This is a genomic window from Kiritimatiellales bacterium (genome assembly GCA_041656295.1).
In the GTDB taxonomy this organism is placed as follows: Bacteria; Verrucomicrobiota; Kiritimatiellia; order Kiritimatiellales; family Tichowtungiaceae; genus Tichowtungia.
Window position 1 is genome coordinate 91,668 of sequence record JBBADV010000004.1, and the last position, 21,098, is coordinate 112,765.

General features: G+C 51.8%; 21 protein-coding genes and 1 tRNA gene. 10 read left to right on the plus strand and 12 right to left on the minus strand.

The genetic code is table 11. The annotated features are described in order from the left end of the window. Nucleotides 1-42 precede the first annotated feature (42 nt). The 5 genes from WC959_03730 (at nt 43) to WC959_03750 (ending at nt 6,093) form a co-directional block, all read left to right on the plus strand. Nucleotides 43-1,806: a UTP--glucose-1-phosphate uridylyltransferase gene (locus tag WC959_03730; GenBank protein MFA5688241.1), complete on the plus strand. Its 1,764-nt coding sequence runs from the start codon at nt 43-45 to the stop codon at nt 1,804-1,806. 142 nt (nt 1,807-1,948) lie between these two features. Further along, nucleotides 1,949-3,133, plus strand: a complete 1,185-nt coding sequence (argJ, locus tag WC959_03735) for a bifunctional glutamate N-acetyltransferase/amino-acid acetyltransferase ArgJ (GenBank protein ID MFA5688242.1) — start codon at nt 1,949-1,951, stop codon at nt 3,131-3,133. A 70-nt stretch (nt 3,134-3,203) separates the two neighbouring features. Next, nucleotides 3,204-4,076, plus strand: a complete 873-nt coding sequence (argB, locus tag WC959_03740) for an acetylglutamate kinase (protein MFA5688243.1) — start codon at nt 3,204-3,206, stop codon at nt 4,074-4,076. Between the two features lie 2 nt (nt 4,077-4,078). After that, nucleotides 4,079-5,269, plus strand: coding sequence for an aspartate aminotransferase family protein (locus WC959_03745; GenBank protein MFA5688244.1), 1,191 nt, complete (start codon nt 4,079-4,081; stop codon nt 5,267-5,269). Beyond that, on the plus strand, nt 5,266-6,093 hold the full coding sequence (locus WC959_03750; protein MFA5688245.1) for an RluA family pseudouridine synthase: 828 nt from the start codon (nt 5,266-5,268) through the stop codon (nt 6,091-6,093). The genes WC959_03745 and WC959_03750 overlap by 4 nt, the downstream gene beginning before the upstream one ends. Before the next feature lie 67 nt (nt 6,094-6,160). On the opposite strand, the gene WC959_03755 is transcribed toward WC959_03750, so the two are convergent. Genes WC959_03755 through WC959_03770 form a run of 4 tightly spaced genes read right to left on the minus strand, consistent with a single transcriptional unit; the run spans nt 6,161 to nt 8,544 of the window. Next, the gene (locus WC959_03755; GenBank protein MFA5688246.1) at nt 6,161-6,760 is read right to left on the minus strand and encodes a hypothetical protein; all 600 of its coding nucleotides are present in this window, start codon (nt 6,758-6,760) and stop codon (nt 6,161-6,163) included. Between the two features lie 14 nt (nt 6,761-6,774). Next, nucleotides 6,775-7,236 (minus strand): hypothetical protein, encoded by a 462-nt coding sequence (locus WC959_03760; GenBank protein ID MFA5688247.1) that lies wholly within the window; start codon nt 7,234-7,236, stop codon nt 6,775-6,777. Continuing rightward, a complete protein-coding gene (locus WC959_03765) occupies nt 7,233-7,817 on the minus strand; it encodes a sigma-70 family RNA polymerase sigma factor (GenBank protein MFA5688248.1) in 585 nt (194 codons plus the stop codon). Before WC959_03765 ends, WC959_03760 begins: the two co-directional genes overlap by 4 nt. A gap of 55 nt (nt 7,818-7,872) precedes the next feature. Continuing rightward, complete coding sequence (locus WC959_03770) at nt 7,873-8,544, minus strand: hypothetical protein (GenBank protein ID MFA5688249.1); 672 nt, start codon at nt 8,542-8,544, stop codon at nt 7,873-7,875. A 76-nt stretch (nt 8,545-8,620) separates the two neighbouring features. On the opposite strand from WC959_03770, the gene dnaX reads away from it, so the two are divergent. Genes dnaX through recR form a run of 3 tightly spaced genes read left to right on the plus strand, consistent with a single transcriptional unit; the run spans nt 8,621 to nt 11,226 of the window. Continuing rightward, a complete protein-coding gene (gene dnaX / locus WC959_03775; protein ID MFA5688250.1) occupies nt 8,621-10,261 on the plus strand; it encodes a DNA polymerase III subunit gamma/tau in 1,641 nt (546 codons plus the stop codon). A 17-nt stretch (nt 10,262-10,278) separates the two neighbouring features. Next, nucleotides 10,279-10,563 (plus strand): YbaB/EbfC family nucleoid-associated protein, encoded by a 285-nt coding sequence (locus WC959_03780; GenBank protein ID MFA5688251.1) that lies wholly within the window; start codon nt 10,279-10,281, stop codon nt 10,561-10,563. Nucleotides 10,564-10,623: 60 nt separating this feature from the next. Next, nucleotides 10,624-11,226 carry a recombination mediator RecR gene (gene recR, locus WC959_03785; protein ID MFA5688252.1) on the plus strand — a complete coding sequence of 201 codons (603 nt, stop codon included), beginning with the start codon at nt 10,624-10,626 and terminating at the stop codon, nt 11,224-11,226. Between the two features lie 34 nt (nt 11,227-11,260). Here the strand turns inward: recR and WC959_03790 are convergent, their stop codons facing one another. The 4 genes from WC959_03790 to WC959_03805 all read right to left on the minus strand — a co-directional run bounded on the left by WC959_03790 (nt 11,261) and on the right by WC959_03805 (nt 14,631). Further along, nucleotides 11,261-12,703, minus strand: coding sequence for a GAF domain-containing SpoIIE family protein phosphatase (locus WC959_03790; protein MFA5688253.1), 1,443 nt, complete (start codon nt 12,701-12,703; stop codon nt 11,261-11,263). A gap of 6 nt (nt 12,704-12,709) precedes the next feature. Continuing rightward, complete coding sequence (locus tag WC959_03795) at nt 12,710-13,228, minus strand: STAS domain-containing protein (protein ID MFA5688254.1); 519 nt, start codon at nt 13,226-13,228, stop codon at nt 12,710-12,712. A 95-nt stretch (nt 13,229-13,323) separates the two neighbouring features. Continuing rightward, the gene (rsmI, locus tag WC959_03800; protein MFA5688255.1) at nt 13,324-14,001 is read right to left on the minus strand and encodes a 16S rRNA (cytidine(1402)-2'-O)-methyltransferase; all 678 of its coding nucleotides are present in this window, start codon (nt 13,999-14,001) and stop codon (nt 13,324-13,326) included. A gap of 57 nt (nt 14,002-14,058) precedes the next feature. Beyond that, a complete protein-coding gene (locus WC959_03805) occupies nt 14,059-14,631 on the minus strand; it encodes a Maf family protein (GenBank protein MFA5688256.1) in 573 nt (190 codons plus the stop codon). Nucleotides 14,632-14,699: 68 nt separating this feature from the next. Here WC959_03805 and WC959_03810 point away from each other — a divergent pair, with 68 nt between their 5' ends. Beyond that, a complete protein-coding gene (locus WC959_03810) occupies nt 14,700-15,638 on the plus strand; it encodes a UDP-glucuronic acid decarboxylase family protein (GenBank protein ID MFA5688257.1) in 939 nt (312 codons plus the stop codon). A 151-nt stretch (nt 15,639-15,789) separates the two neighbouring features. Here the strand turns inward: WC959_03810 and WC959_03815 are convergent, their stop codons facing one another. The 4 genes from WC959_03815 to WC959_03830 all read right to left on the minus strand — a co-directional run bounded on the left by WC959_03815 (nt 15,790) and on the right by WC959_03830 (nt 19,134). Beyond that, the gene (locus tag WC959_03815; GenBank protein ID MFA5688258.1) at nt 15,790-16,545 is read right to left on the minus strand and encodes a VC0807 family protein; all 756 of its coding nucleotides are present in this window, start codon (nt 16,543-16,545) and stop codon (nt 15,790-15,792) included. Then, nucleotides 16,542-17,639, minus strand: a complete 1,098-nt coding sequence (alr, locus tag WC959_03820; GenBank protein ID MFA5688259.1) for an alanine racemase — start codon at nt 17,637-17,639, stop codon at nt 16,542-16,544. The genes WC959_03815 and alr overlap by 4 nt, the downstream gene beginning before the upstream one ends. 84 nt (nt 17,640-17,723) lie before the next feature. Then, nucleotides 17,724-17,800: transfer RNA gene (locus tag WC959_03825), tRNA-Arg, on the minus strand. 299 nt (nt 17,801-18,099) lie between these two features. Further along, nucleotides 18,100-19,134 (minus strand): IS30 family transposase, encoded by a 1,035-nt coding sequence (locus WC959_03830; protein ID MFA5688260.1) that lies wholly within the window; start codon nt 19,132-19,134, stop codon nt 18,100-18,102. Nucleotides 19,135-19,625: 491 nt separating this feature from the next. On the opposite strand from WC959_03830, the gene WC959_03835 reads away from it, so the two are divergent. After that, entirely contained in the window at nt 19,626-21,098 is a 1,473-nt protein-coding gene (locus WC959_03835; protein ID MFA5688261.1) for a sulfatase, read from the plus strand.

The window sequence follows — 21,098 nt, forward strand, 5'->3', positions numbered from 1 at the left end:
GATTTACGATCGTCGATTGATGGTTTTTAAGAGGATTTTTCAATGGATATTGCACAGCTGACACTGAATGCGGATGAACAGAAATTAATTCAGCAATTACTTGCGGCCGGGCAGGAGCATCTGTTTGCCGATTGGGACGTGCGGGGAATGCACGATGATGCGAAGCGCGAATTTCTGAAGAGCCTGATGTGCATGAATAATTCATATCCCGGCGGCTTGGTCAGTTACATCAACAATGCACGCAATCTGCTGGCAGAAGCCAAATCCGGTGCGAACCCGTTCGACGGTTTTGTGCCGCATCAGCCTGATATAACGGATTTGACGAAATTTGACACACGGTACGATCATTATGAAGCGCTAGGCCAAGCACACTTCGAAAAGGTCGCTGTAGTGCTTGTTGCCGGCGGACTCGGCGAGCGGCTCGGCTATTCCGGCATCAAACTCGACATCCCGGTGGAAGTGACGGAAACAACGCCCTACCTTGCACATTACGCCGCATGTTTGAAAGCGATGGAAGCGCGCATGCAGAATCCGCATCCAGTGCCGCTGATCATTATGGTATCGGAAGACACGCAGGCGAAAACGGTCGCGTCGCTCGAAAACAATAACTATTACGGGCTGCAAAAAGAGCAGATTCATATCCTCAAACAGGAGCTCGTGCCGGCGCTTGCAGATAACGCCGGACATCTCGCGCTCGAAGAAAAATATAAGCTCATTCTCAAGCCGCACGGTCACGGCGATGTACACATGCTGCTTCATTCCAGCGGCCTCGCTAAAAAATATGCCGCCGCCGGCATTGAACATTTTATCTTTATTCAGGATACCAACGGCCAGGTGTTCAATGCACTGCCGGCAGCACTCGGTGTTTCCGTTGAAAAGAAGTTTGATTTTAATTCGCTCGCTGTAAACCGCATTCCCGGCGAAGCCGTCGGCGGACTCGCGCGGCTGGTGAAAGGCGGCACTGAACTCACGCTGAATATTGAATATAACCAGCTCGATCCCCTGCTCCGCGCAACGGTCAATCCGGCGGGCGATGTTCCCAACGAACAGGGCTGGTCGATCTTTCCCGGCAACATCAACGTACTCATCATCAAACTCTCATCCTACGTTAAACTTCTCGAACGCACACACGGAATTATCGCCGAATTTGTAAACCCTAAATATGCCGATGCTTCACGCAGCACTTTTAAACAACCGACGCGCCTCGAAACAATGATGCAGGACCTGCCGAAACTTTTCGGCCCGGACGAAAAGACCGGCGTGTCTGTTTTTGATCGCCGATGGGCTTTTTCGGCAAACAAAAACAATATTAAAGACGCCGCTGAAAAACAGGCCAGCGGCGGGCCGCCGGAATCGGCCGCAACGGCGGAATCAGACTTCTATCTCGCCGGACGAATGAAACTCGCCGCCGCCGGCGTTGAGATTGAAACCGCACCGGAAAAAATGATTCGCGGAATAAACATTATTCCGGGACCGCGCGTAATTTTGCATCCATCATTCGCGATGACGCTGGCCGAAGTGCGCAAAAAAATCTCCGGTGGAAAAATTTCCGGTGAAGCCACCCTGAGCATCGCCGGCGAAAACGTCCTGCTTGAACATATTGAACTTGCAGGGAACTCTGCACTCGTGATCCGTGCAGGGGAAGACACCATCGCCCTGAAAAATGTAAAAATTGAAAATGCCGGTTTTGAACTGATTGCATTAACCGACGCCGAACAGAACGACCCTGCCACGCCGGAACACCTGCGTCTACGCGGCTACCGCATCGAAAATCGCGGAGCAGAAATATATTCCGGTACCAAATAACATGGCTCAACCGGTCGACTCAGTTTTTTAAAAAATCTTCTTTCTTTTCATTGCCGGTTATCAGAATCGGGTTCCGGCACTTTTTTGTTTCGTATCAGCGCAGTGAACGCTACAGTGCTTACTCTTGAATTTCAGAAAGAGGATGATGAAAAAACTGCCGCTTCCAAAAGGGTTTTCCGCCGCCGGTGTTTCCGCCGGCATCAAAAAGAAAAAAGGCAAAGACATGGCCATGCTCGTGTCTGCTGTACCGGCGGTCAGCGCTGCCGTATTTACTACTAATCAGGTACAGGCTGCGCCGGTAAAATGGGACATCCGCATCGTGGAACAGCAAACTGCACGCGCCATTGTGATGAACAGCGGTAATGCCAACGCATGTACCGGCGCTCAGGGAATGGCAGATGCCGAAGCGATGGCCGCGCTCACTGCCGGACGGCTCGGCGCACGGGCTGAAGAAATTTTTGTCTGCTCTACCGGCACAATCGGTAAACCGCTGCCGATGGATAAAATTGCCGGCGGCATCGCTAAACTGTTCACCGGTCTTTCTCCTGAAAACGGAATGCACGCCGCTGAAGCGATGCTGACAACGGATCTTATCACCAAAACTGTCACTAAAGAAATTATCATCAGCGGCAAACCGGTGCGCCTCACCGGACTCGCGAAAGGCTCCGGTATGATTGAACCGAACATGGCAACCATGCTTGCGTTTATTCTTACCGATGCCGCGGTGGAAAAAGCCTGCTTCCAATGCGCGCTGCGCGACGCCGCGGATTTAAGTTTTAACCGCATTACCGTTGACGGTGACCGCAGCACAAATGACAGCGTAATCTGTCTGGCAAACGGACTCGCCGGAAATGAAAAACTGACCCGCAAATCCGGGAGCTGGACACTTTTTTGCGAGACGCTGAATCAGATCCTTTTCGACCTGGCGATGATGATCGTCAAAGACGGTGAAGGCGCGACACGGGTGGTAACGATTCATGTGCGCGGTGCCGCGTCTGACGGTGAAGCGAATGAAGCCGCGCGCGCGGTTGCCAATTCGATGCTCAATAAAACCGCCTGGGCCGGCGTCCGGCCGAACTGGGGACGGATTGCCGATGCGCTCGGCTATTCGCATGCACAGGTTCAGGAAAATAAAATTGATATTGATTATGATGATGTTCCCGCCGTGCGCGGCGGCACTGCTGCCGGAACACCGGAAAAGCAGCTCGTTGCCGCCGTTTCAAAAGAGGCATTCACCATCAACGTGAATCTGAACCTCGGCAGCGGCAGTGCCACAGTCTACACCTGCAACTGCACCGAAGAGTATGTGCGGATCAATTTTGAATAATTTCAACCGCGGATTAAACGGATAGAAACAGATTTTTACAAACAGCAGCAAAGAAAACGGAAAGAAAACCATGCAGCAGATGATTGAAAAAGCGGGTGTTTTAATTGAAGCTCTGCCCTATATTCAACGCTTTCGCGGCGAAACAATTGTCGTCAAATTCGGCGGCAGCATTATGGAAAGTGAAACCGGCTACCGGAACATTCTGAAGGACGTCGCCTTCATGGGATGTGTCGGGCTTCAACCGGTTATTGTTCACGGCGGCGGGAAATCTGTTTCTAAAAAGATGCGCGCAGCGAATATTCAACCGAATTTCATTCAGGGACTGCGTGTTACCGATGGCCAAACCATCGAGGTGGTTGAAGAAGTGTTGAATAATGAAGTGAATCCGCATCTGGTTGAAATTTTAAAGGAATACGGCAGTAAAGCGCGCGGCATTCATGGTGAAGATATTGTGCGTGTGAAAAAGCATACCGGCACCAACCCTCAAACCGGCGAGGAACTCGACTGGGGCTTTGTCGGCAAAGTGATTCAGATTGATATCGAACCGGTTCTCGCTTTTCTGAAAGCAGATATTATTCCGGTGATTACACCGCTCGGACGTGGCGAGGACGGCAGACTGTATAATGTAAACGCCGACGATGTTGCCAATGCGATCGCCCGCGGACTCAAAGCGCGCAAGCTCGTTTTTCTCAGCGATGTGCCAGGACTGCTGCGCGATCCATCTGATCCGTCGACACTCATCACCAGTTTAAAACTGAGCGAAATTGAAGAGCTGATTTCGCGCGGCATCATTTCCGGCGGTATGCTGCCGAAAATCGGCGGCGCGGTAGAGGCATTAAAAGCCGGCGTCAACAAAACCCATATTATCGACTCATCCCTGCCCCACTCCTTACTGCTCGAACTTTTCACCGATAAAGGCGTCGGAACTGAGATTGTGAAATAACTATGAAAAAAGATGAAATTATTGATCTGACAAAAAAATATGTCATGCCGACGTACGGGCGGGGACTTGTGCTCACGGAAGGCTCCGGCACAATGGTAAAAGACGCGGACGGTAAAGAGTATCTGGACTTTCTCGCCGGGATTGCGGTGCTGAATCTGGGTCATTGTCATCCGGCGGTAACCAAAGCCGTTCAGGAACAGGCAGCAAAACTGGTTCATACATCGAATCTCTATTACACCGAAAATCAGCCGCGCCTCGCACAGATGCTGGCGGAGCGGTCGATGGGCGGCAAATGCTTTTTCTGCAATTCCGGTGCGGAAGCGAATGAAGGATTGATTAAACTCGCGCGTTTCTGGGGCCGGGACAAAGGCAGATACGAAGTGATTACGATGCGCAATTCGTTTCATGGACGAACGCTCGCCACGCTGACCGCCACTGGACAGGATAAAGTACAGCAAGGATTTTATCCCCTGCCCGAAGGTTTTAAATATGCGGAGTTCAACAATCTCGAATCGTGCCGCGCCGCCGTCACGGATAAAACCGCCGCAATTCTGGTGGAAGCAATCCAGGGCGAAGGCGGCATTCTGCCGGCAGCGCCGGAATTTATTACCGGTCTGCGGAAGCTGTGTGACGAAAAAGGTATCCTGCTGTTCTTTGATGAAGTTCAGGCGGGTATCGGCCGCACCGGCAAATGGTTCGGCTTCCAGAATTATGATGTGCGTCCGGACGGTTTTTCGCTGGCGAAAGCGCTCGGCAACGGACTGCCGGTCGGCGCAATCGTTGTCACGCCGGAGCTCGGCGACACATTCCAGCCCGGCAATCATGCCACGACGTTCGGGGGTACACCGCTGGTTTGCGCCGCCGCAATGGCGGTGATTGAGACAATTGAAAAAGACCACCTGCTTGAAAACGCCAAAACCCGCGGCGCACAGCTCGTTGAAAAACTTTCGCCGCTCGCCGGAAAATATAACTGGATCGAAACGGTACGCGGCTGCGGACTGATGGTTGGCATCGTATTGAAACATGCAGCGGCACCGCTCCAGAAAAAACTGGAAGAAAAAGGATTGCTTACACTCGCCACCGCGATTCGTGTCCTGCGGCTGCTGCCGCCGTTAACAATCACTGCCGCCGAAACAGATCGCGCGATTACATGCATTGAAGAAGCCTGCGCCGAACTGGATGCCGCACAATGAGCCGTGAAACATTGCAAGTGCGCCCGCACGAGGATGGTCTGCCGCTGGTCGATGTGCTGTCAGATCGGTTCCGCTGTTCAAAAAAACAGGCGCGCGTTCTGCTGGACACGCGGCAGGTTTTTGTTAACGGCAAACGCATCTGGATGGCGAAGCATACTGTTAAAAATAAAGATGTGATCGAAACGGTACGGCCGGAACCGAAGTCTAAGAAAATTGAAATCCTGAAACGTGCCGGTGAGCTGATTGTGGTGAATAAACCGTCCGGCATGGTGACAAACAGCAGCGCGCGCAGTCTGGAAACACGATTACAGCACGAGCTTGGAAACCCGCAACTGTGTGCGGTGCACCGTCTTGACCGCGACACGTCCGGCTGTGTGATGTTCGCCGCCGGCGCTGAAGCAAAAGCACGCATGATTCCATTGTTTAAAGATCAGCGTATTATAAAAATTTATCGCGCCATCGCCATTGGACGCGTGCCGGATGCGCTGAAAAAAATTACGCGCGATATTGACGGTGAATCGGCGACCACGCTGGTAAACATTCTCGACCGCAATCGCGATGCGAGTTATCTGGAACTGCGGATTCAAACCGGACGCACGCATCAGATTCGCAAACACCTGGCAGCACTGCGTTTCCCGGTGCTGGGCGATAAAGATTACGCCGGCGAGCAGCGCGGTAAACCCGTGTTCCGGTCTGTGCCGCGTCAGATGCTGCACGCGTACCGGCTCATCTTTCCCGGTGAACTGAGCAATACATCTATTCGCGTAACAGCGCCGGTGCCGGACGATTTCGCCGCCAGTCTAAAAACCCTGAAATTAAAATAACGAACGCAGGACGGGCTTCAGCCTGTCCACGTTTGGAGCACGCGTGAACGCGGCGTCCCTGCCGCGTCTACTTTCGGTGAAATCCTTTTCTCATTCCCGGAGTTCCTTCCGGTCGCATCGGTTCGCCGGAAAGAATCCGTTGAAGCTGTTCTTCAACGCGCTGCGTTTTCATTTTGTACATTTCTGCCGCCGATTTTTTCAACCGTTCTAAATCGCGTTCCGCCGCTTCAAGGCGTTTGTGATGCATTTCGTTCATGCGGTTACTAATTTCTGTCAGATGTACACGTAATTGATTGATTAATTCTTCTCTTTTTATCGCATCGGTTTCTTTGCGTACAGCTTCGCCGAGCTTCATTATTTCCTGATATTGCTGCCGCATTTTTTCCATCTGCTCCACCGGCATCCGGTGCATATCCGGTCCGCCGCGACGCACCTGCTCCGGCCGCATCATTAGCCGGTTTCGCAGATTAAATTTATTTCGCGGGTGACAATGTGTCTGTTCCGGCGTGGAGCAGATGCTCGGTGCCGGCTGTTCTTCTGCAGTTTCAGACATCGGCGCACTTCCACCGCCGGCAAACAGGCGTTTCCACCATGGAGTATCGTCCTGCGCCGCAACGCCGGCAGCGATACAAACTCCCGCTGTAAATATAGCTAAACGGTATTTCATTTTCCCTCCTCGTTTTATAATTCAGTGAAGCTGACCAGATCTACGGATATTGTGAGCAGCAGATTTTCCAGTTCAGCGAGTTCTGCGCCGAACGGATCATCCCATAATAAATCCATTTCTGTTTCTGCACCGGAATTTGATGTCAGCGCCGGCATCGGTTTACCGGCAGTAAAATTCCAGATGCTTGCCGCGACCGCCAGACCGGCCGCTATGGCAAGCACCGGCTTCCATACCGGCATACAAAGCCTATGCCGGTCTTTTTCAGTGCGCAGCCGGTTGATGATTTTGTCCGTACTCCATTCCGGCGGCTCTGCGCCGGCATCAAGCATCGTCCTGTTCAGGAAGTTTAATTCTGTACGCAACTGCCGGATCTCCGGCGATGTTTCCAGTGCACGCTGCAGCCGGCGTTTCTGCCGCGCTGTCATTTCACCGCTCTGTTCAAGCAGCAGTAAGCGCTCTGTTCTCTTCGTTGTCATTGTCCCGCCTCCAGCAGTTCGCGGTATTCACCGGCAAGTTCTTTGCGCAGTTTTGCCACCGCATACTGCATCCGCGCCAACGCGGTGTTGATGGAGCATCGTTGAATTTTGGCAATCTCCTTAAAACTTAAATCCGCGCTCATCCGCAGCCAGAACACTTCACGCTGCTCTAACGGCAGCAGCGCCGCCGCGCGTTCAATTTTCCGGCCGATCTCCAGGCCGTCCGTTTCACTGTCCGGCCCGATCTGCGGTGCCGCCAGCGTTTCACCGACTGCCACACCGTCAGTGTACGCCGGCGTATCAAATGAAACCAGCGAGCGGCTTTTGCGCCCGCGGTCGATCATCAGATTGTGTGCAATCCGGAAAAGCCAGCTCAGCAGATTTTTTTCGCGGTAGCGGCTCATGTGTTTAATCGCTCTCACCCAGACTTCCTGAAAAACCTCGTCAGCATCCTCGCGCCCCTCCGAAAACCGCAGAATGAAGCTGAACAGCGGGCGCTTGTATTTTTCGACCAGCTCACCGAGCGCCTCCGTATTCCCGGCACGATAGGCCGCCAGCAGTTTTGCATCGTCACCATCCATGCAACGGGTATTTCCTTCCGCGGTTTTCATGACATAGAACGGAGATTCTGTAATTTTATTGCACCGTTTGTAAAAAAAATCGCCAGACGGCGAGATACGCACTGGACACTTCTTTACGGAGAATTACGCCGGCGGAATGGAAGGTCGGCGCATCGACAACGATCATCCAGAGCGCCACGAAGAAGAGGTTCATCAGAAAAATGATAATATATGAAAAAAAACGGCCATGTTCTTTTACATCCGGCTGCGGCTGACTTAACATATAAATGGTGTACACCAGATGGAAACCCCATGTCAGACCGACCGCACCAAGCCACCAGATACGATACGCATTCAAATCAACAAACAGTCCGGCGAGCGCCCACAACGCAATCACAATAAAGGTGTAAAACGGGAAAAAATACGGTGCCAGTGAAATGATAAAATTGGTTTTTGACAGCATTACATGTCCGCCGTTTTTCCCCACCTTCATCCGGCCGACTTTCGCGCCGAAGATCACTCCCCACAGCGCGTGCGACAGTTCGTGCCCTAACACATACGCCCGGAACGGACGCGGCAGCACGAAAAATGATCCCACTGAAATCAGAAAACCCGCCGGCAGCGCCCACATCGTCCAGTCTGGCGACCCGGCCGGCGATGATGCCAGCAGTGCAATCAACGCCTTTGAAAATGCCCAGCAAAGCGGCAGCAGCAGAATCCCGATACTGAATTTGAGGAATTTTTTCATAAACCCTTCCTTTTCCGGCCAAAGCATATAAAAATCCCGGCGCGAAACAACTTAAAGGCACGGACATCTCGCGCGCTTGAATCCGGATTCCCTTGCTCTTGCTATTCCGGCGTCGGGCGGCTACATTGAACAGCTTATGGGTTATGAAGTACTGGCAAGAAAATGGCGGCCGCAAATTTTTGCGGATGTCATCGGGCAGAATCACGTTGTGCAAACACTGCACAATGCGATTTGCAATAACCGTCTTGCACACGCCTATCTATTCGTCGGCCCGCGCGGCACCGGCAAAACCACCACCGCCCGCATTCTCGCCAAAGCGCTCAACTGCCAGCACCGGGAAGGCGGCGTTGAACCGTGTAACAGGTGCAATTCGTGCGTTGAAATCATGAAGGGTTCCAGCCTCGATGTGATTGAGATTGACGGTGCATCCAATCGCGGAATCGACGCCATCCAGGAGCTGCGCGACAATGTCCGTTATGCGCCGGTGCGCGGTCCGTATAAAATTTATATCATTGATGAAGTTCACATGCTCACGCGCGAAGCGTCCAATGCGATTCTGAAAACGCTGGAAGAACCGCCGCCGCACGTTAAATTTTTCTTTGCCACCACCGAACCGCAAAAGGTTTTGACTACGATTCTGTCGCGCTGTCAGCGGTTTGATCTGCGCCGGATTTCCATTACCGATATCACTGCGCAGCTCCGTAAAATTTCCAATGCTGAGGGGATCCAGACCAGCGACGACGCCCTGCTCGCAATCGCGCGCGGCGCCGAAGGCGGTTTGCGCGACGCCGAAGGCGCGCTTGACCAGTTAATTTCGTTCCGCGGCAAAGTGATCGAAGAAAGTGATGTACTTTCTGTGTTCGGACTTATCAGCCGCGCACAGCTTGAAGGCCTCGCCGGCGCAATCCTCGACGGGGATATTCCGGCAATCATCGCCGCGATTGATGAAATTGATAAAATTGGCAAAGACATGCAGCGCGTTGTACTGGAACTGCTCGACCAGTTTCGCAACCTGCTCATTGTTCTGCACGCCGGTAAAAACGCGACCGCGTTCGACCTGCCGGAAACGCAACTTGCCACATTGCAGACACAGGCGGCAAAATGTCCAGCCGGCCGCCTGCTGCGTATCATAGAAATTCTGATCGAAGCCGAAAACCGGATGCGCTACGCCCTTTCGCGCCGCACCATGCTTGAAGCCGCGCTGATCCGTGCTTCGCGCGCCGCAACGGTTGCCACGGTAGATGAACTGATGAAACAAATCGCCGTGCTTCAAAACACACCGCCGGCAGACAGTGGCGGTGCGCCGGCAGCACTGTCCGTTGACGAAAAAAAAAACGTTTTGACTGATCTTGAGCGGTTAAAAACCGCATGGCCGGTGCTGATTGAACACATCAGTAAAGGCGTTCCGCATGCCAGACAATATCTGATGGACACAACGCCGCAGAGCGTCACCGGGCCCCGGGTCACGATTGCCGTCGACCTTGAATTTGCCGCTGCACGCGCCAGTCTTGAAAATCCGCGCACCGTGATGTTTATTCAAAAAACCCTCGGACGGTTTTTGCAGCGCGATATTGCGGTGGACTTTGCGTTGAATCCCGGCGCCAGAAACCGTTCGGTATCCGGCGCACTGGATAACAAACAGAAATACTACAGCCATCCCGTTGTGCGCAGCGTACTCGAAGCGTTCAGCGGAGAAATTATAGAAATCAGAGAATAGAAAGGAATTCTCTTATTATGGACATGATGAAAATGATGAAACAGGTCAGAGAGCTGAAAAAAAAGCAGAAAGCGCTTGCTTCAAAAACCGTTGAGTTCACCGCTTCCGGTGTGACTGTAAAAATGACCGGCGACATGAAGCCAAAAAGCATCTCTATTCCGCCGGAACTCATCGACACCGGTAATGTCAAAAAAATTGAGACCGCAGTGCTCGATGCATTTAAAGGCGTACTCAATCTCGCGCAGGCCGCCGCTGCCGATGAAATGAAAAGCTTAACCGCCGGCATGAATCTGCCGTTTTAAAAATGCTCTATACCCGATATTCAATGAATAATGATCATTGCGGCTGAAAATTGAAAATTTATGAGACACCTGCTTCCACTTGATAATTTAGTTGCCGCGCTGGAAAAACTGCCGGGCATCGGCAAACGTTCGGCCGAGCGAATCGCATTTGCACTGGCACAGAATCGTGACGGGCTGGCACGCAAACTTGCCGACGCCCTGCTTGCGGCGGATGAACAGGTCGGCAGTTGTTCGCGCTGCGGCAGTATCACCGTAACCAAAGAAAATCCGTGTTCAATCTGCACCGACGGCCGGCGGGCCAATGGCTTGATCTGTGTCGTCGAAAGCGCCGGCGACATTTTAAAAATAGAACACTCCAACAGCTTTAACGGACGTTATCATGTGCTTGGCGGACATCTTTCGCCGGCGCTCGGCAAAGGCATTTCAGAATTGCGGGTTAATGAACTGCTCACACGACTGCAACCGGAAAATATCACTGAAGTAATTGTTGCGCTTGGTACCGATGTTGAAAGCGAAGCCACCGCCAGCTATCTCGCCGAAATTTTATCCAGTCGCAATATAAAAGCGTCACGGCTGGCGTTCGGGCTGCCTTCCGGCAGCGCAATTGCATACGCCGACTCCACTACGCTTCAGCGCGCCATTCAGGGACGTCAATCATTTTGACCACAACAAATACCGGCAAATCTCCGGACATCGTTTATTTCACTGCAACGGCGACGAGGGTCATATCGTCATACTGCGGTTGAGCACCGACGTGACGGGCGAGCTGTTCGCGAATGGTTTGGATGAGTTGATCAACACCGTCATCCGCCCTTTGATCAATCACCTGCTTAAGCCGGTTAATACCCCATTCTTTATTTTTGTTATCAAGCGCCTCATTAATGCCGTCGGTAAAAAGGACAACTGTATCGCCGGGCTCGAGTTGCACGCAAACATCTTCAATTGCAGTGTTAAAAATTTCGGAATCTGCAAGACCGATTGCAATGCCGTTGCCATCCAGCATTTCTACGTTTATACTGCCGGTGCGCTTGAGCAGCGGACGTTCGTGTCCGGCGCGCGCAAATTTCATTGCGCGCGTTTCGGTATTGATGACCATATAAAGCATGGTAATAAACATATCTTCAGCAAGATTGGCGCTGAGTACGTTATTCAGTTCGGACAGCATCAGCGCAGGACTGTGCTGCAGCGGCGCGCGAGCACGCAGTACGCCCTGACAGACGGCCATCATCATCGCACCGGCAATTCCTTTTCCGGAAACATCAGCGATTGCGATCCCAAGCAGATGATTGCCAAGTTCAATTACATCGTAATAGTCCCCGCCGATATCGAAGGCCGGAAGATTGTATGCCGCGATGGAAACCGAATCGATTTCCGGCAGCGTTTGCGGCAGCAGTGAAGCCTGAATCTGGCGCGCAGTTTGCATGCTGCGGTCGAGAATCCGTTTTTCCTCAAGTGCGGCGCGCAGTCCGGCATAGTGAACAGGAACAGAGGCCTGATCGGTCATGGCCTGGTGAAGCATGAGATCGCCGGCCGTAAAAAGCTGTCCATCAACACGGTTGATTAAAACAATGGCGCCGAGCACTTCGTTTCCGAAACGCATTGGAACGGCCATCAGCGTACGGATTTTTAAAAATGCAGCGGTGTAATTTGGAGTGCGGGCATCCAGTTCGGCATCTTCGATAATTATACCGGTTCCGACCTCGGCAACTATGCCGATAATCCCTTCGCCGGCGGCCACCGGCCGGGTTTTTACACACGTTTCAAGAGATTTTGCCGTAGTGAACAGCTGCTCATCTTTTACCTGTTCCGCATCGTAAAGCGGCGGAAAAACGCCTGAAACGGCACGGGCGAAAAGCCGTGTACGGTCGGAATTAAAAAGATAAATTGCGCCGGCGGATGCACCGGCAGTTTTTACGGCGAAAAACAGAATACGAGTCAGCAGAGCATCCGTAGAGATGTCCTCATCTTCCGCGAATACTTCGCCGACATCATGAACAAATTCAAAAATCGTTTCCAGTTCGCGGCGCAACGCAAGATTTTCTTTTCTCTGCCGCCGCCGGCAGAGAGACAGGCGGACGATGATTACTGCCGCCGCCAGTCCGGCAGGAAAAACAATCCAGAATGTGGCGGTCAATGACATAATTCGTTAATTCAGTCTATCGATATCGACCTGAAGATATTCGACCACGCGTTTAAACCGGCAAATGTTTTCATCACCAAGTTTCATCAAGTTTTCATGCGCCTGCAATGCAGTTTCCGCCAGTTCTCTTTTGGTCGAATCAGCCGCTGCGAGCTGTTCCGGCGTGTCAGCCGGAATGTGATATCCGTTATCATTTTCGTAGTGCTTAATCACGCGTGCCACACCGAGCGTCTCAAGCAGCTCACGGTTTTTCGGCGATACATTGATCAGTTCAATTTTTTTATTCTGTTTACTGAGCCGCCATGCAAGCCCGGCAAGTACACCCATAAACGTGCTGTCCATACCGATGCACTCCGCAAGATCTATTACCACAGCGGCAATCCGGTCCTTCGCCGAATATTCGTTGATAAACTGTTTTAGCGCCGCACTGACTTGAAATGACCCGCGGCCGACTACACGTATAAAAACGGTGTCGGCTGTGATCGCTGCCTGCAGATCGTTGCGAAGCTGTTCGTTATCGGCCATATAAAGTCAAAATCCTGAGTGTACAACCCGTTCAAAATTCTATGTGATTCTAGAGGATGCGCGGCGGAGTGCAACCGCTTATTTATTTGTAGGCATTATTCTGCCGGCGCAAGGATAATCACACATTCACCTTTAACGGTCCTGCCGGCATAGTATGCAAGCGTTTCCGGCGGTGTACCGGTGAACAGTTCTTCAAATTTTTTCGTCAGTTCACGCGCTGTAAACATCAGCCGCCCTGCGCCGGCGGCAGCACCGATCTCTTCCACCGTTTTCAAAAGGCGATAAGGTGACTCATAGAAAATTACCGGTACCGGCAGCGCCGCACACTGTTCCAGAATTTTCCGGCGCGCGCCGGATTTGCGCGGTAGAAAACCGGCGAACAAAAAACCGTGTCCGCCGAAACCGCTCAATGCGAGCGCGGTGGTGACTGCCGTTGGTCCCGGCACAGACGTAACCATCAAACCGGCAGCGCGACAGACCATGACGATGCGCGACCCCGGATCGGAGATGCACGGCATGCCGGAATCCGTCACCATTGCAATTGCCGCGCCGGCGCGAATGCGCTCAATAATTTCTTCACAGCGCTGCGCTTCATTAAACTTATGACAACTGATGCAGTGCGTTTTTATGGCAAAATGATTCAGCAGAATTCGCGTCTGGCGCGTATCCTCTGCAATGATCAGTGCGGCGTTCGACAGCGTTTCAACGCCGCGCGCGCTCATATCACCAAGATTCCCGATCGGCGTTCCAACAATATATAGTCCGGCGTCCATACGTTTGTTTTAGTCGAAAGCCTGCGGGTCACAAGCCGAAAATCATACAACCGACGTTTAACTTTCAGACGTTAGACCGTTAACGGCTTCTATAACCTCACAAAGCGGCAGTCCAACCACATTCGAATAGGAACCATTAATTTTCCGTACCATTCCGGCAGCGCCGCCCTGAATTGCATAGGCGCCGGCTTTATCCAAAGGCTCGCCGGTTTTGATATACGCAACAATTTCATCATCAGCTAGTTTGCGAAATTCCACCGCAGTAGAAACGCTGAACGAAACAACTTTGCCGGCGGCGCGCAGACAAACGCCGGTGATGACCTCGTGTATATTTCCGGCAAGCAGTCTCAGCATTTCGCCGGCGTGGTTTTCGTCTGCCGGTTTGCCGAGAATTGTTCCGGCGATGGTGACGATCGTGTCTGCTGCCAGAATTATTTCGTCTGCATTCAACTGAATCGATGCAGCCTTTTCTCTCGCGGTGCGCTCAGTGAATTCTGCCGGCACTTCGCCGGCACGCGGGATTTCGTCAGCTTCCGGCCGGCGGACTTCAAAATCAATTCCGGAGCTGCGTAAAAGTTCGGCGCGGCGCGGGGATCCGCTGGCAAGAATCAGTTTTGGGTTGGTTTCCATTCGCCGGAACGATAGCATTCTCACCGGTTGAATTTTAAGCGGATAATTAAACAATGAGATATAAGCATATGAAAAAACGTGCACTTGTTACCGGCGGCGCCGGATTTCTCGGTTCACATTTGTGCAACGCGCTGCTGAATCGCGATTATCATGTACTGTGCATCGATAATTTTTTTACCGGACGGCACAAAAATGTGGAACATTTAGCCGGCAATGCTTCATTTGAGATTATCGAGCATGATGTTTGCCATCCGCTGCATCATGTTGAAGTGGATGAAATTTACAATCTCGCCTGTCCCGCATCGCCGCCGCACTATCAGCACGATCCGATTCATACCATGAAAACCAGCGTGTTCGGTGCGCTCAACATGCTCGGACTCGCCAAACGCACCGGTGCAAAAATTTTCCAGGCATCCACCAGTGAAGTGTACGGCGACCCTGATGTTCATCCGCAACCGGAAAGTTACTGGGGGCACGTCAATCCGATCGGTGTTCGCTCCTGCTATGACGAAGGCAAGCGCGCCGCTGAAACCCTCTTCTACGACTATCACCGCCGGCACGGTATAAAAATTAAAATCGCGCGCATTTTTAATACCTACGGTCCGCGCATGCATCCGCAAGACGGACGTGTCGTCAGTAATTTTATTATGCAGGCCCTGGCCGGCGATCCGATCACCGTGTACGGCGACGGAAAACAGACGCGCTCATTCTGCTATGTCGATGATTTGATTGCTGCGTTTCTGAAATTAATGGACGCACCGGACGAAATTACCGGTCCGGTTAACACCGGTAATCCCGATGAATTCACTATGCTTGAGCTTGCAGAAAAAGTGATTGGACTCACCGGCTCAAACTCAAAACTCGTCTTCGAACCGCTGCCGTCCGACGACCCGAAACAGCGCCGGCCCGATATCACACTCGCTAAAGAAAAACTCGGCTGGGAACCGCTGATTCCGCTCAATGACGGACTTAAAAAAACGATCTCTTATTTCAAGAATTATGTCTAAACGTTTAGACGGCATAACAGAGCGGCGATAAAAACTTCTGATCTCATTTGTATTCAACGGCTGAGCCGGAAACCGAGACATCCGGCATCCTGAAAAAACAGATGAGCTGCTGGCTGCTCACATCCTGGATGGTATGACGCGCGGCGGTGAATCAATTTTCTTTGGGTGAAGAATCCGGCAGCGCTGTTTTTTCCCGTAATTCAGCAGAGAGCATATCGTCCATTTTCAAGCCGGTGAGTCCGGTAAGCGTTTTAATAAGAGCGATAAGTACAGCGATCATCACCGCCATGCTCGGCAGCATGACGACGATGTAACTCAATCCGGTCATACGCCCTACTTCCGCGGCAAACGCTTCGGTACCCGGTTCGCTTTTTAAAATAACTTTTGCCAACCCGTAATTTAAACCGGCCGAAAGAAAAAATGACGAGGCGAGTCCCCACGTCAACCCGACGAGTCGTTTTTCAAAAATCTGTTCGTTATCACGCTCACGTAGATGTTCATGGATTTTATCGACATCGAACAGCTTGTGATTCATCAATAATTTTTTAATGAGCGGCCACGGTGTTTTTAATGAAATGACAACGGCGAGTCCGATAATCAGCGGGATGGCGGCTTCTTTGCAGGCAATCCATTCGGGCGGCAGTTCCATGATGCTGAAAACACCGGTGAGCAGTACGCTGATGATGCCGAGCAGTGCAATAAAGTCGGTACGCCGTTCTTTTATTAATGTGTGTGTTCCGTAAAGGATCGGAAACAGCAGCGCAATGATCATCGCCTTCACCGGACCGAGATATTTTTCTTTGCTGAGCAGAGTGAGAATCAGAACGGGAATGATAACGTTCAGCATGAGGCTGAACATCGGATTGTCGCTGAACGGTTTTTTCTTTTCGGTCATTTGTTTTCTCACTGGATATACCGGCGTTCAATGCCGGCATTAATGCTGGTTAAAATTTCATACGGAATGGTGCGGCAGATTTTTGAAAGTTCACTTGCCCAGATTTCTTCACCGCCCTGCCGGCCGATCAAAACAGCCTCGTCGCCGGTTTGTGCAGCGAGATCGGGACCAAGATCGACCGTGACCCAGTTCATGCTGACACGTCCGACCACCGCACACCGGCATCCGCGAATCAGTACGTCGCCGCGATTACTGAGCGCGCGGTTATAACCGTCGGCGTAACCCACCGCCAGCGTTGCAATCTGCGTTGGATTTTCAGTAACGTGTGTGCTGACGTAACCGACTGCACAGCCCGCCGGAACCTGTTTGATTTGTACAATCCGCGTTTTCCACTGCAGAATCGGGCGCGTGTGAAACCGCCCGTCCGGATGACCGGTGCCGTAGCCGTACAGCACAATGCCCTGGCGAATGCCGCTAAAATCCCACTCAGGAAAGAAAAGTGCGGCGCGGCTGCTGGAAATATGTTTAAAAATATTTTCCGGTAGAAAATGTAATGCCGTTTCAAAACGTTCAACCTGCATTGTTGCGCCGTGCGGTGAATCCGGCTCAACGGCGGCAAAGTGACTGCACGCACCGGAAATTTTCAGTGCCGGGAATTTTTTAAGTTCAGCGGCCAGCGCTTCAACTCCGTTCCACGGACAGCCGAGCCGCCCCATACCGGTATCAATCTTCAGGTGCACCGGCAGCTCAATTCCCAGCCGCGCCGCTTCAGCTGCCAATGCGCGGGCATGATCACCATTGGCGAGAATCGGAATGATGTGATTCCGATACGCCGTTGCAACATCACCGGAATCGAGCACACCGAGAATAAGAATGTTAACGTCCGGCAGCGCCGCACGAATCTTCAGAGCCTCATCAAGATAAGCCACTGCCAGCCATTTCACACCCGCTTCAGCGGCGGCGCATGATACCGGAATAATTCCGTGGTTGTAAGCATCGGCTTTAACAACAAAAATAATTTCGACATCCGGCGGAATAGAACGGCGCAACGACTGAACATTTTCCTTCAGTGCGCCGAGATCAATTTCCACCCATGAGTGCGTCATATAAAACCTGCCTGCTGAAACCCGCGCTCTGAAAAAACAGCATTATTATTTTTCAGATTTCAGACTTCATTTTTCATTAAAATTTGGCACCCCCGACAGGATTCGAACCTGTGACCGTCGGATTAGAAATCCGATGCTCTATCCAGCTGAGCTACAGGGGTGCAGCATAAAGCAGGTGAAAAGATAGACAAGGGGGTCGGGACAAGGCAAGAAACAAAGTGAAGCACCCCGCCGGCGGAAGCCCGCAGCTTCCGGTCTTCTGCATAATTGCTCCGTTCCGGCAAAACAGTCCGAAGTATGGATTTCATTTTATCCCCCGGCCTTAAAAGCCGGGATTTTCTGCTACGGGTTATAAAAATACAGGCATAATCAGCTTTTACAAACAATCTGTTTTGAAAAATGGAACTTCCCCCGACAAGGGTAGATTGTAAAAGCAAGTGTCCGGTTGAAGCTTTTTGATTCATGCCGCGATTTCCTGATTGAACCGTTCTTCCGCTGTTTCAAAATTTAAAATCTTGCGTGGATAGGTGTTAATCCATAGTTCGATCTCGTGAAGCATTTTTCTGCTGATGCGTCCCGGCTTTCTCCCTTTCGGAATAAACCGCCGGATGAACCGGTTGGTATTCTCATTGCCGCCGCGTTCCCACGCACTGTACGGATGGGCATAATACAGATGCGTCCGCCTGCCCCTGCCAACGGAACGTTCCATTCCCGCATGATCAAGCAGTTCACTCCCGTTATCCGGGGTAATGCTTTTAAATACGCTCCGGAACGCCTCGACCCCCATCTGCCGTTCGATCTCATTGAGTACACGAATCACCGCCGCCTGACTCCGGCTTTTCAGTTTCCGCAGGATCAGCCGCCGGGTTTTGCGTTCCGTTAATGAGAGCAGTGCGCCTTTCTCACTAACGATCAGGTCGATCTCCCAATGGCCGAACTCGCCCCGGGTTTCAACCGCTGCCGGCCGGTCTGTAATACTGTGTCCCGGTGCCACCGCACGCTTACGGATACGGTGAACCGGACGATACCGGCGTTTGCGCTGCCGCTTTTCCCACAGTGACTCATCACTCACCCCGGGGACTCTGCCGTGATTAATCAGATGATAAACCGTTTTCATACACACCGCATAGGGCTCATCTTTCATCCGGTACGCGGCCACCGCCGGAGAGCATCGCTTGAGCGCAATCTGTTCAACCGGAAACGCCGCCAACTGCGGATCGATTACTGCCGGAACCTGCGTTTTCCGCCGGCGTTCATACACCGTCTGACCCCGTACTGCATTATAGCGCTCTTCGGCTGAATCGCGCCCGGTACGGCAGGTCAGCCAGCCGCGCTGACGTTCCCGCCTGACGGTGCGTTCCGACCGTCCGAGCAGCCTTGCGATGTGAACTGCGGTTTCGCCGGAACGCAACAGCACTTCAATCTGAATGCGTTCTTCCTGACTCAACTGTTTTCCTTTGCGCGGGTGAGGTGTGCTACGCTCTGCCTGTTCCATGCCGATGTTCCTTTCCTTTGTTTTCACTGAATGAAGAAAGGTTCATTCTGGCATGGAATTTTTCCGCCTCCAACCGGACTCTTGCTTTTACAATCTACCAACTTCCCCCGACAAGCAACGAAGTCTCTGTGACATGAATCATACTTTAGGGGTTTCGTATTTTAGTGAACTGCTCCACAGGCTTCAGCCCGTGGAGCGGTTCACTATATTTTCAAACAAAAGCCCGCGAAAAATTATAAGTTTACAGTCTAAGATCTTCTCAATCTGAATTCCTCATCAAGCCGCTCTGAAATTTCATAAAGATCTTCCATTCGATTTCTGAGAGCCTTTAAAAGCCTGTACGCCGGGTTAATCAAAAAAAACGCTTCTTTTTCGACACTGATATGCCTGGATAAATTGTAAAAATCGAGCCGTTTAAGTTGACAGGGTTTAATCAATGCATTAATTTTAGTGTAATAGGTCGCAGAAACACAAAATAAGGACGTGCAGTTATGATGAAACGCAGAGAGTTTATATCAACAACAGCAATGGCAGGAACCTTTGCTGCGTCGACGGCAGGAGTTACGTTAAAACGGAAACGCCCGAATCTGCTGTTTGTTTTTTCTGATCAGCACCGCCGGCAGGCCATGGGGTTTATGCATGAAGATCCGGTGATCACGCCGGTGTTTGACGATTTTGCCAAACGCGCGCTTGTTTTTACCTCGGCGGTAGCGGAAGTGCCGATTTCATCGCCGAACCGCGCGTGTCTTTTAACGGGCTGCTATACACAGAATAATACGGTGCACAGTAATGACTGCGCACTGCCGCTGACCGGCGAAACGCTGGGCGATGTGCTAAAGCAGAACGGCTACAGCACTGGTTATGTCGGAAAGTGGCATTTAAACGGCGATCCGAAAGGGCATCATAAAGATTTTGTGCCGCGCGACCGGCGGCACGGCTGGGATTACTGGTTTAAGAGTGTGATGCACTGGCATTTTACGCCGACCTATTACGGCGACACGCCGGAAATTATTCGTGAAGAGGGCTGGATACCGGAGCGCACAACGGATAAAGCGCTTGATTTTATTCTGAATAAAAACGCGGTGCGCGATACATCTAAACCGTTTGCGCTGGTTGTTTCGTATGCGCCGCCGCACAACGGCGGCGGCCCGGGATTTGAAACAAAATGGAATCCGGGCAAGCCGCAGAAAACATTAGGTTACGGTTATGCCGCGCCGGAGCGGTTTGAAGCGCTGTATCAGCCGTGCGAAAAACTTGAGCGCCGCCCGAATGTGAGACCGGTCGGGAAAATGCAGGATTCCTCCTGCGAAACACTGCCGGGATATTTCGGTGCAATTACATCGATTGACGAACAGTTCGGGCGGATGCTTGAAGCGTTGAGAAAAAACGGCGAGCTGGAAAATACAATTATTGTTTATACGGCGGATCACGGCGAAATGCTGGGGTCGCAGGGACGCATGACCAAAGGAATCTGGTATGAAGAATCCATCGGCGTGCCGATGCTGATTTCGTGGCCGGGAAAAATTCCCGCCGGAAAAACGGACGAACCGTTCAATAGCATTGATTTAATGCCGTCGCTGCTCGGCCTGATGGAACTGCCGGTTCCGGCGCGGGTGGACGGCACGGATTTTTCGCCGCTGATGCGCGGACAGGAAATGGAAACGCCCGGCAAAGCGTTTATTCAGTTTGACAAAGGACTGTTTTACGGAAATCAGGAAGCCGACCGTTACTGGCGCGGCGTCCGCACAAAAAAATATACCTATGTGCTGACGCAGGCCGTATACAAAAGTATGTCCGGCGACGGCTGCGAAGTATTATATGATAACGAAAACGATCCGTATCAGATGAAGCCGGTTTTTCGCGGTCAGGATCAGGACGAAGTAATGGATGAATTGAAAGCTGAAGTGGTTGCGTGGCTGGATTCCACCAGCGATCCGTTCATGGAAAAATTCTGGAAAAAATAA

Excerpts from the sequence above, each read along its gene's own strand:
- WC959_03745 (MFA5688244.1), top strand. The coding sequence starts at position 4,079 with ATGAAAAAAGATGAAATTATTGATCTGACAAAAAAATATGTCATGCCG.
- WC959_03730 (MFA5688241.1), top strand. The coding sequence starts at position 43 with ATGGATATTGCACAGCTGACACTGAATGCGGATGAACAGAAATTAATT.
- WC959_03810 (MFA5688257.1), top strand. The coding sequence starts at position 14,700 with ATGAAAAAACGTGCACTTGTTACCGGCGGCGCCGGATTTCTCGGTTCA.
- WC959_03750 (MFA5688245.1), top strand. The coding sequence starts at position 5,266 with ATGAGCCGTGAAACATTGCAAGTGCGCCCGCACGAGGATGGTCTGCCG.
- WC959_03760 (MFA5688247.1), bottom strand. The coding sequence starts at position 7,236 with ATGACAACGAAGAGAACAGAGCGCTTACTGCTGCTTGAACAGAGCGGT.
- rsmI (MFA5688255.1), bottom strand. The coding sequence starts at position 14,001 with ATGGACGCCGGACTATATATTGTTGGAACGCCGATCGGGAATCTTGGT.
- argB (MFA5688243.1), top strand. The coding sequence starts at position 3,204 with ATGCAGCAGATGATTGAAAAAGCGGGTGTTTTAATTGAAGCTCTGCCC.
- WC959_03835 (MFA5688261.1), top strand. The coding sequence starts at position 19,626 with ATGATGAAACGCAGAGAGTTTATATCAACAACAGCAATGGCAGGAACC.
- WC959_03755 (MFA5688246.1), bottom strand. The coding sequence starts at position 6,760 with ATGAAATACCGTTTAGCTATATTTACAGCGGGAGTTTGTATCGCTGCC.
- recR (MFA5688252.1), top strand. The coding sequence starts at position 10,624 with ATGAGACACCTGCTTCCACTTGATAATTTAGTTGCCGCGCTGGAAAAA.
- WC959_03765 (MFA5688248.1), bottom strand. The coding sequence starts at position 7,817 with ATGGATGGTGACGATGCAAAACTGCTGGCGGCCTATCGTGCCGGGAAT.
- WC959_03805 (MFA5688256.1), bottom strand. The coding sequence starts at position 14,631 with ATGGAAACCAACCCAAAACTGATTCTTGCCAGCGGATCCCCGCGCCGC.
- WC959_03830 (MFA5688260.1), bottom strand. The coding sequence starts at position 19,134 with ATGGAACAGGCAGAGCGTAGCACACCTCACCCGCGCAAAGGAAAACAG.
- WC959_03790 (MFA5688253.1), bottom strand. The coding sequence starts at position 12,703 with ATGTCATTGACCGCCACATTCTGGATTGTTTTTCCTGCCGGACTGGCG.
- WC959_03780 (MFA5688251.1), top strand. The coding sequence starts at position 10,279 with ATGGACATGATGAAAATGATGAAACAGGTCAGAGAGCTGAAAAAAAAG.
- WC959_03770 (MFA5688249.1), bottom strand. The coding sequence starts at position 8,544 with ATGAAAAAATTCCTCAAATTCAGTATCGGGATTCTGCTGCTGCCGCTT.
- WC959_03795 (MFA5688254.1), bottom strand. The coding sequence starts at position 13,228 with ATGGCCGATAACGAACAGCTTCGCAACGATCTGCAGGCAGCGATCACA.
- alr (MFA5688259.1), bottom strand. The coding sequence starts at position 17,639 with ATGACGCACTCATGGGTGGAAATTGATCTCGGCGCACTGAAGGAAAAT.
- argJ (MFA5688242.1), top strand. The coding sequence starts at position 1,949 with ATGATGAAAAAACTGCCGCTTCCAAAAGGGTTTTCCGCCGCCGGTGTT.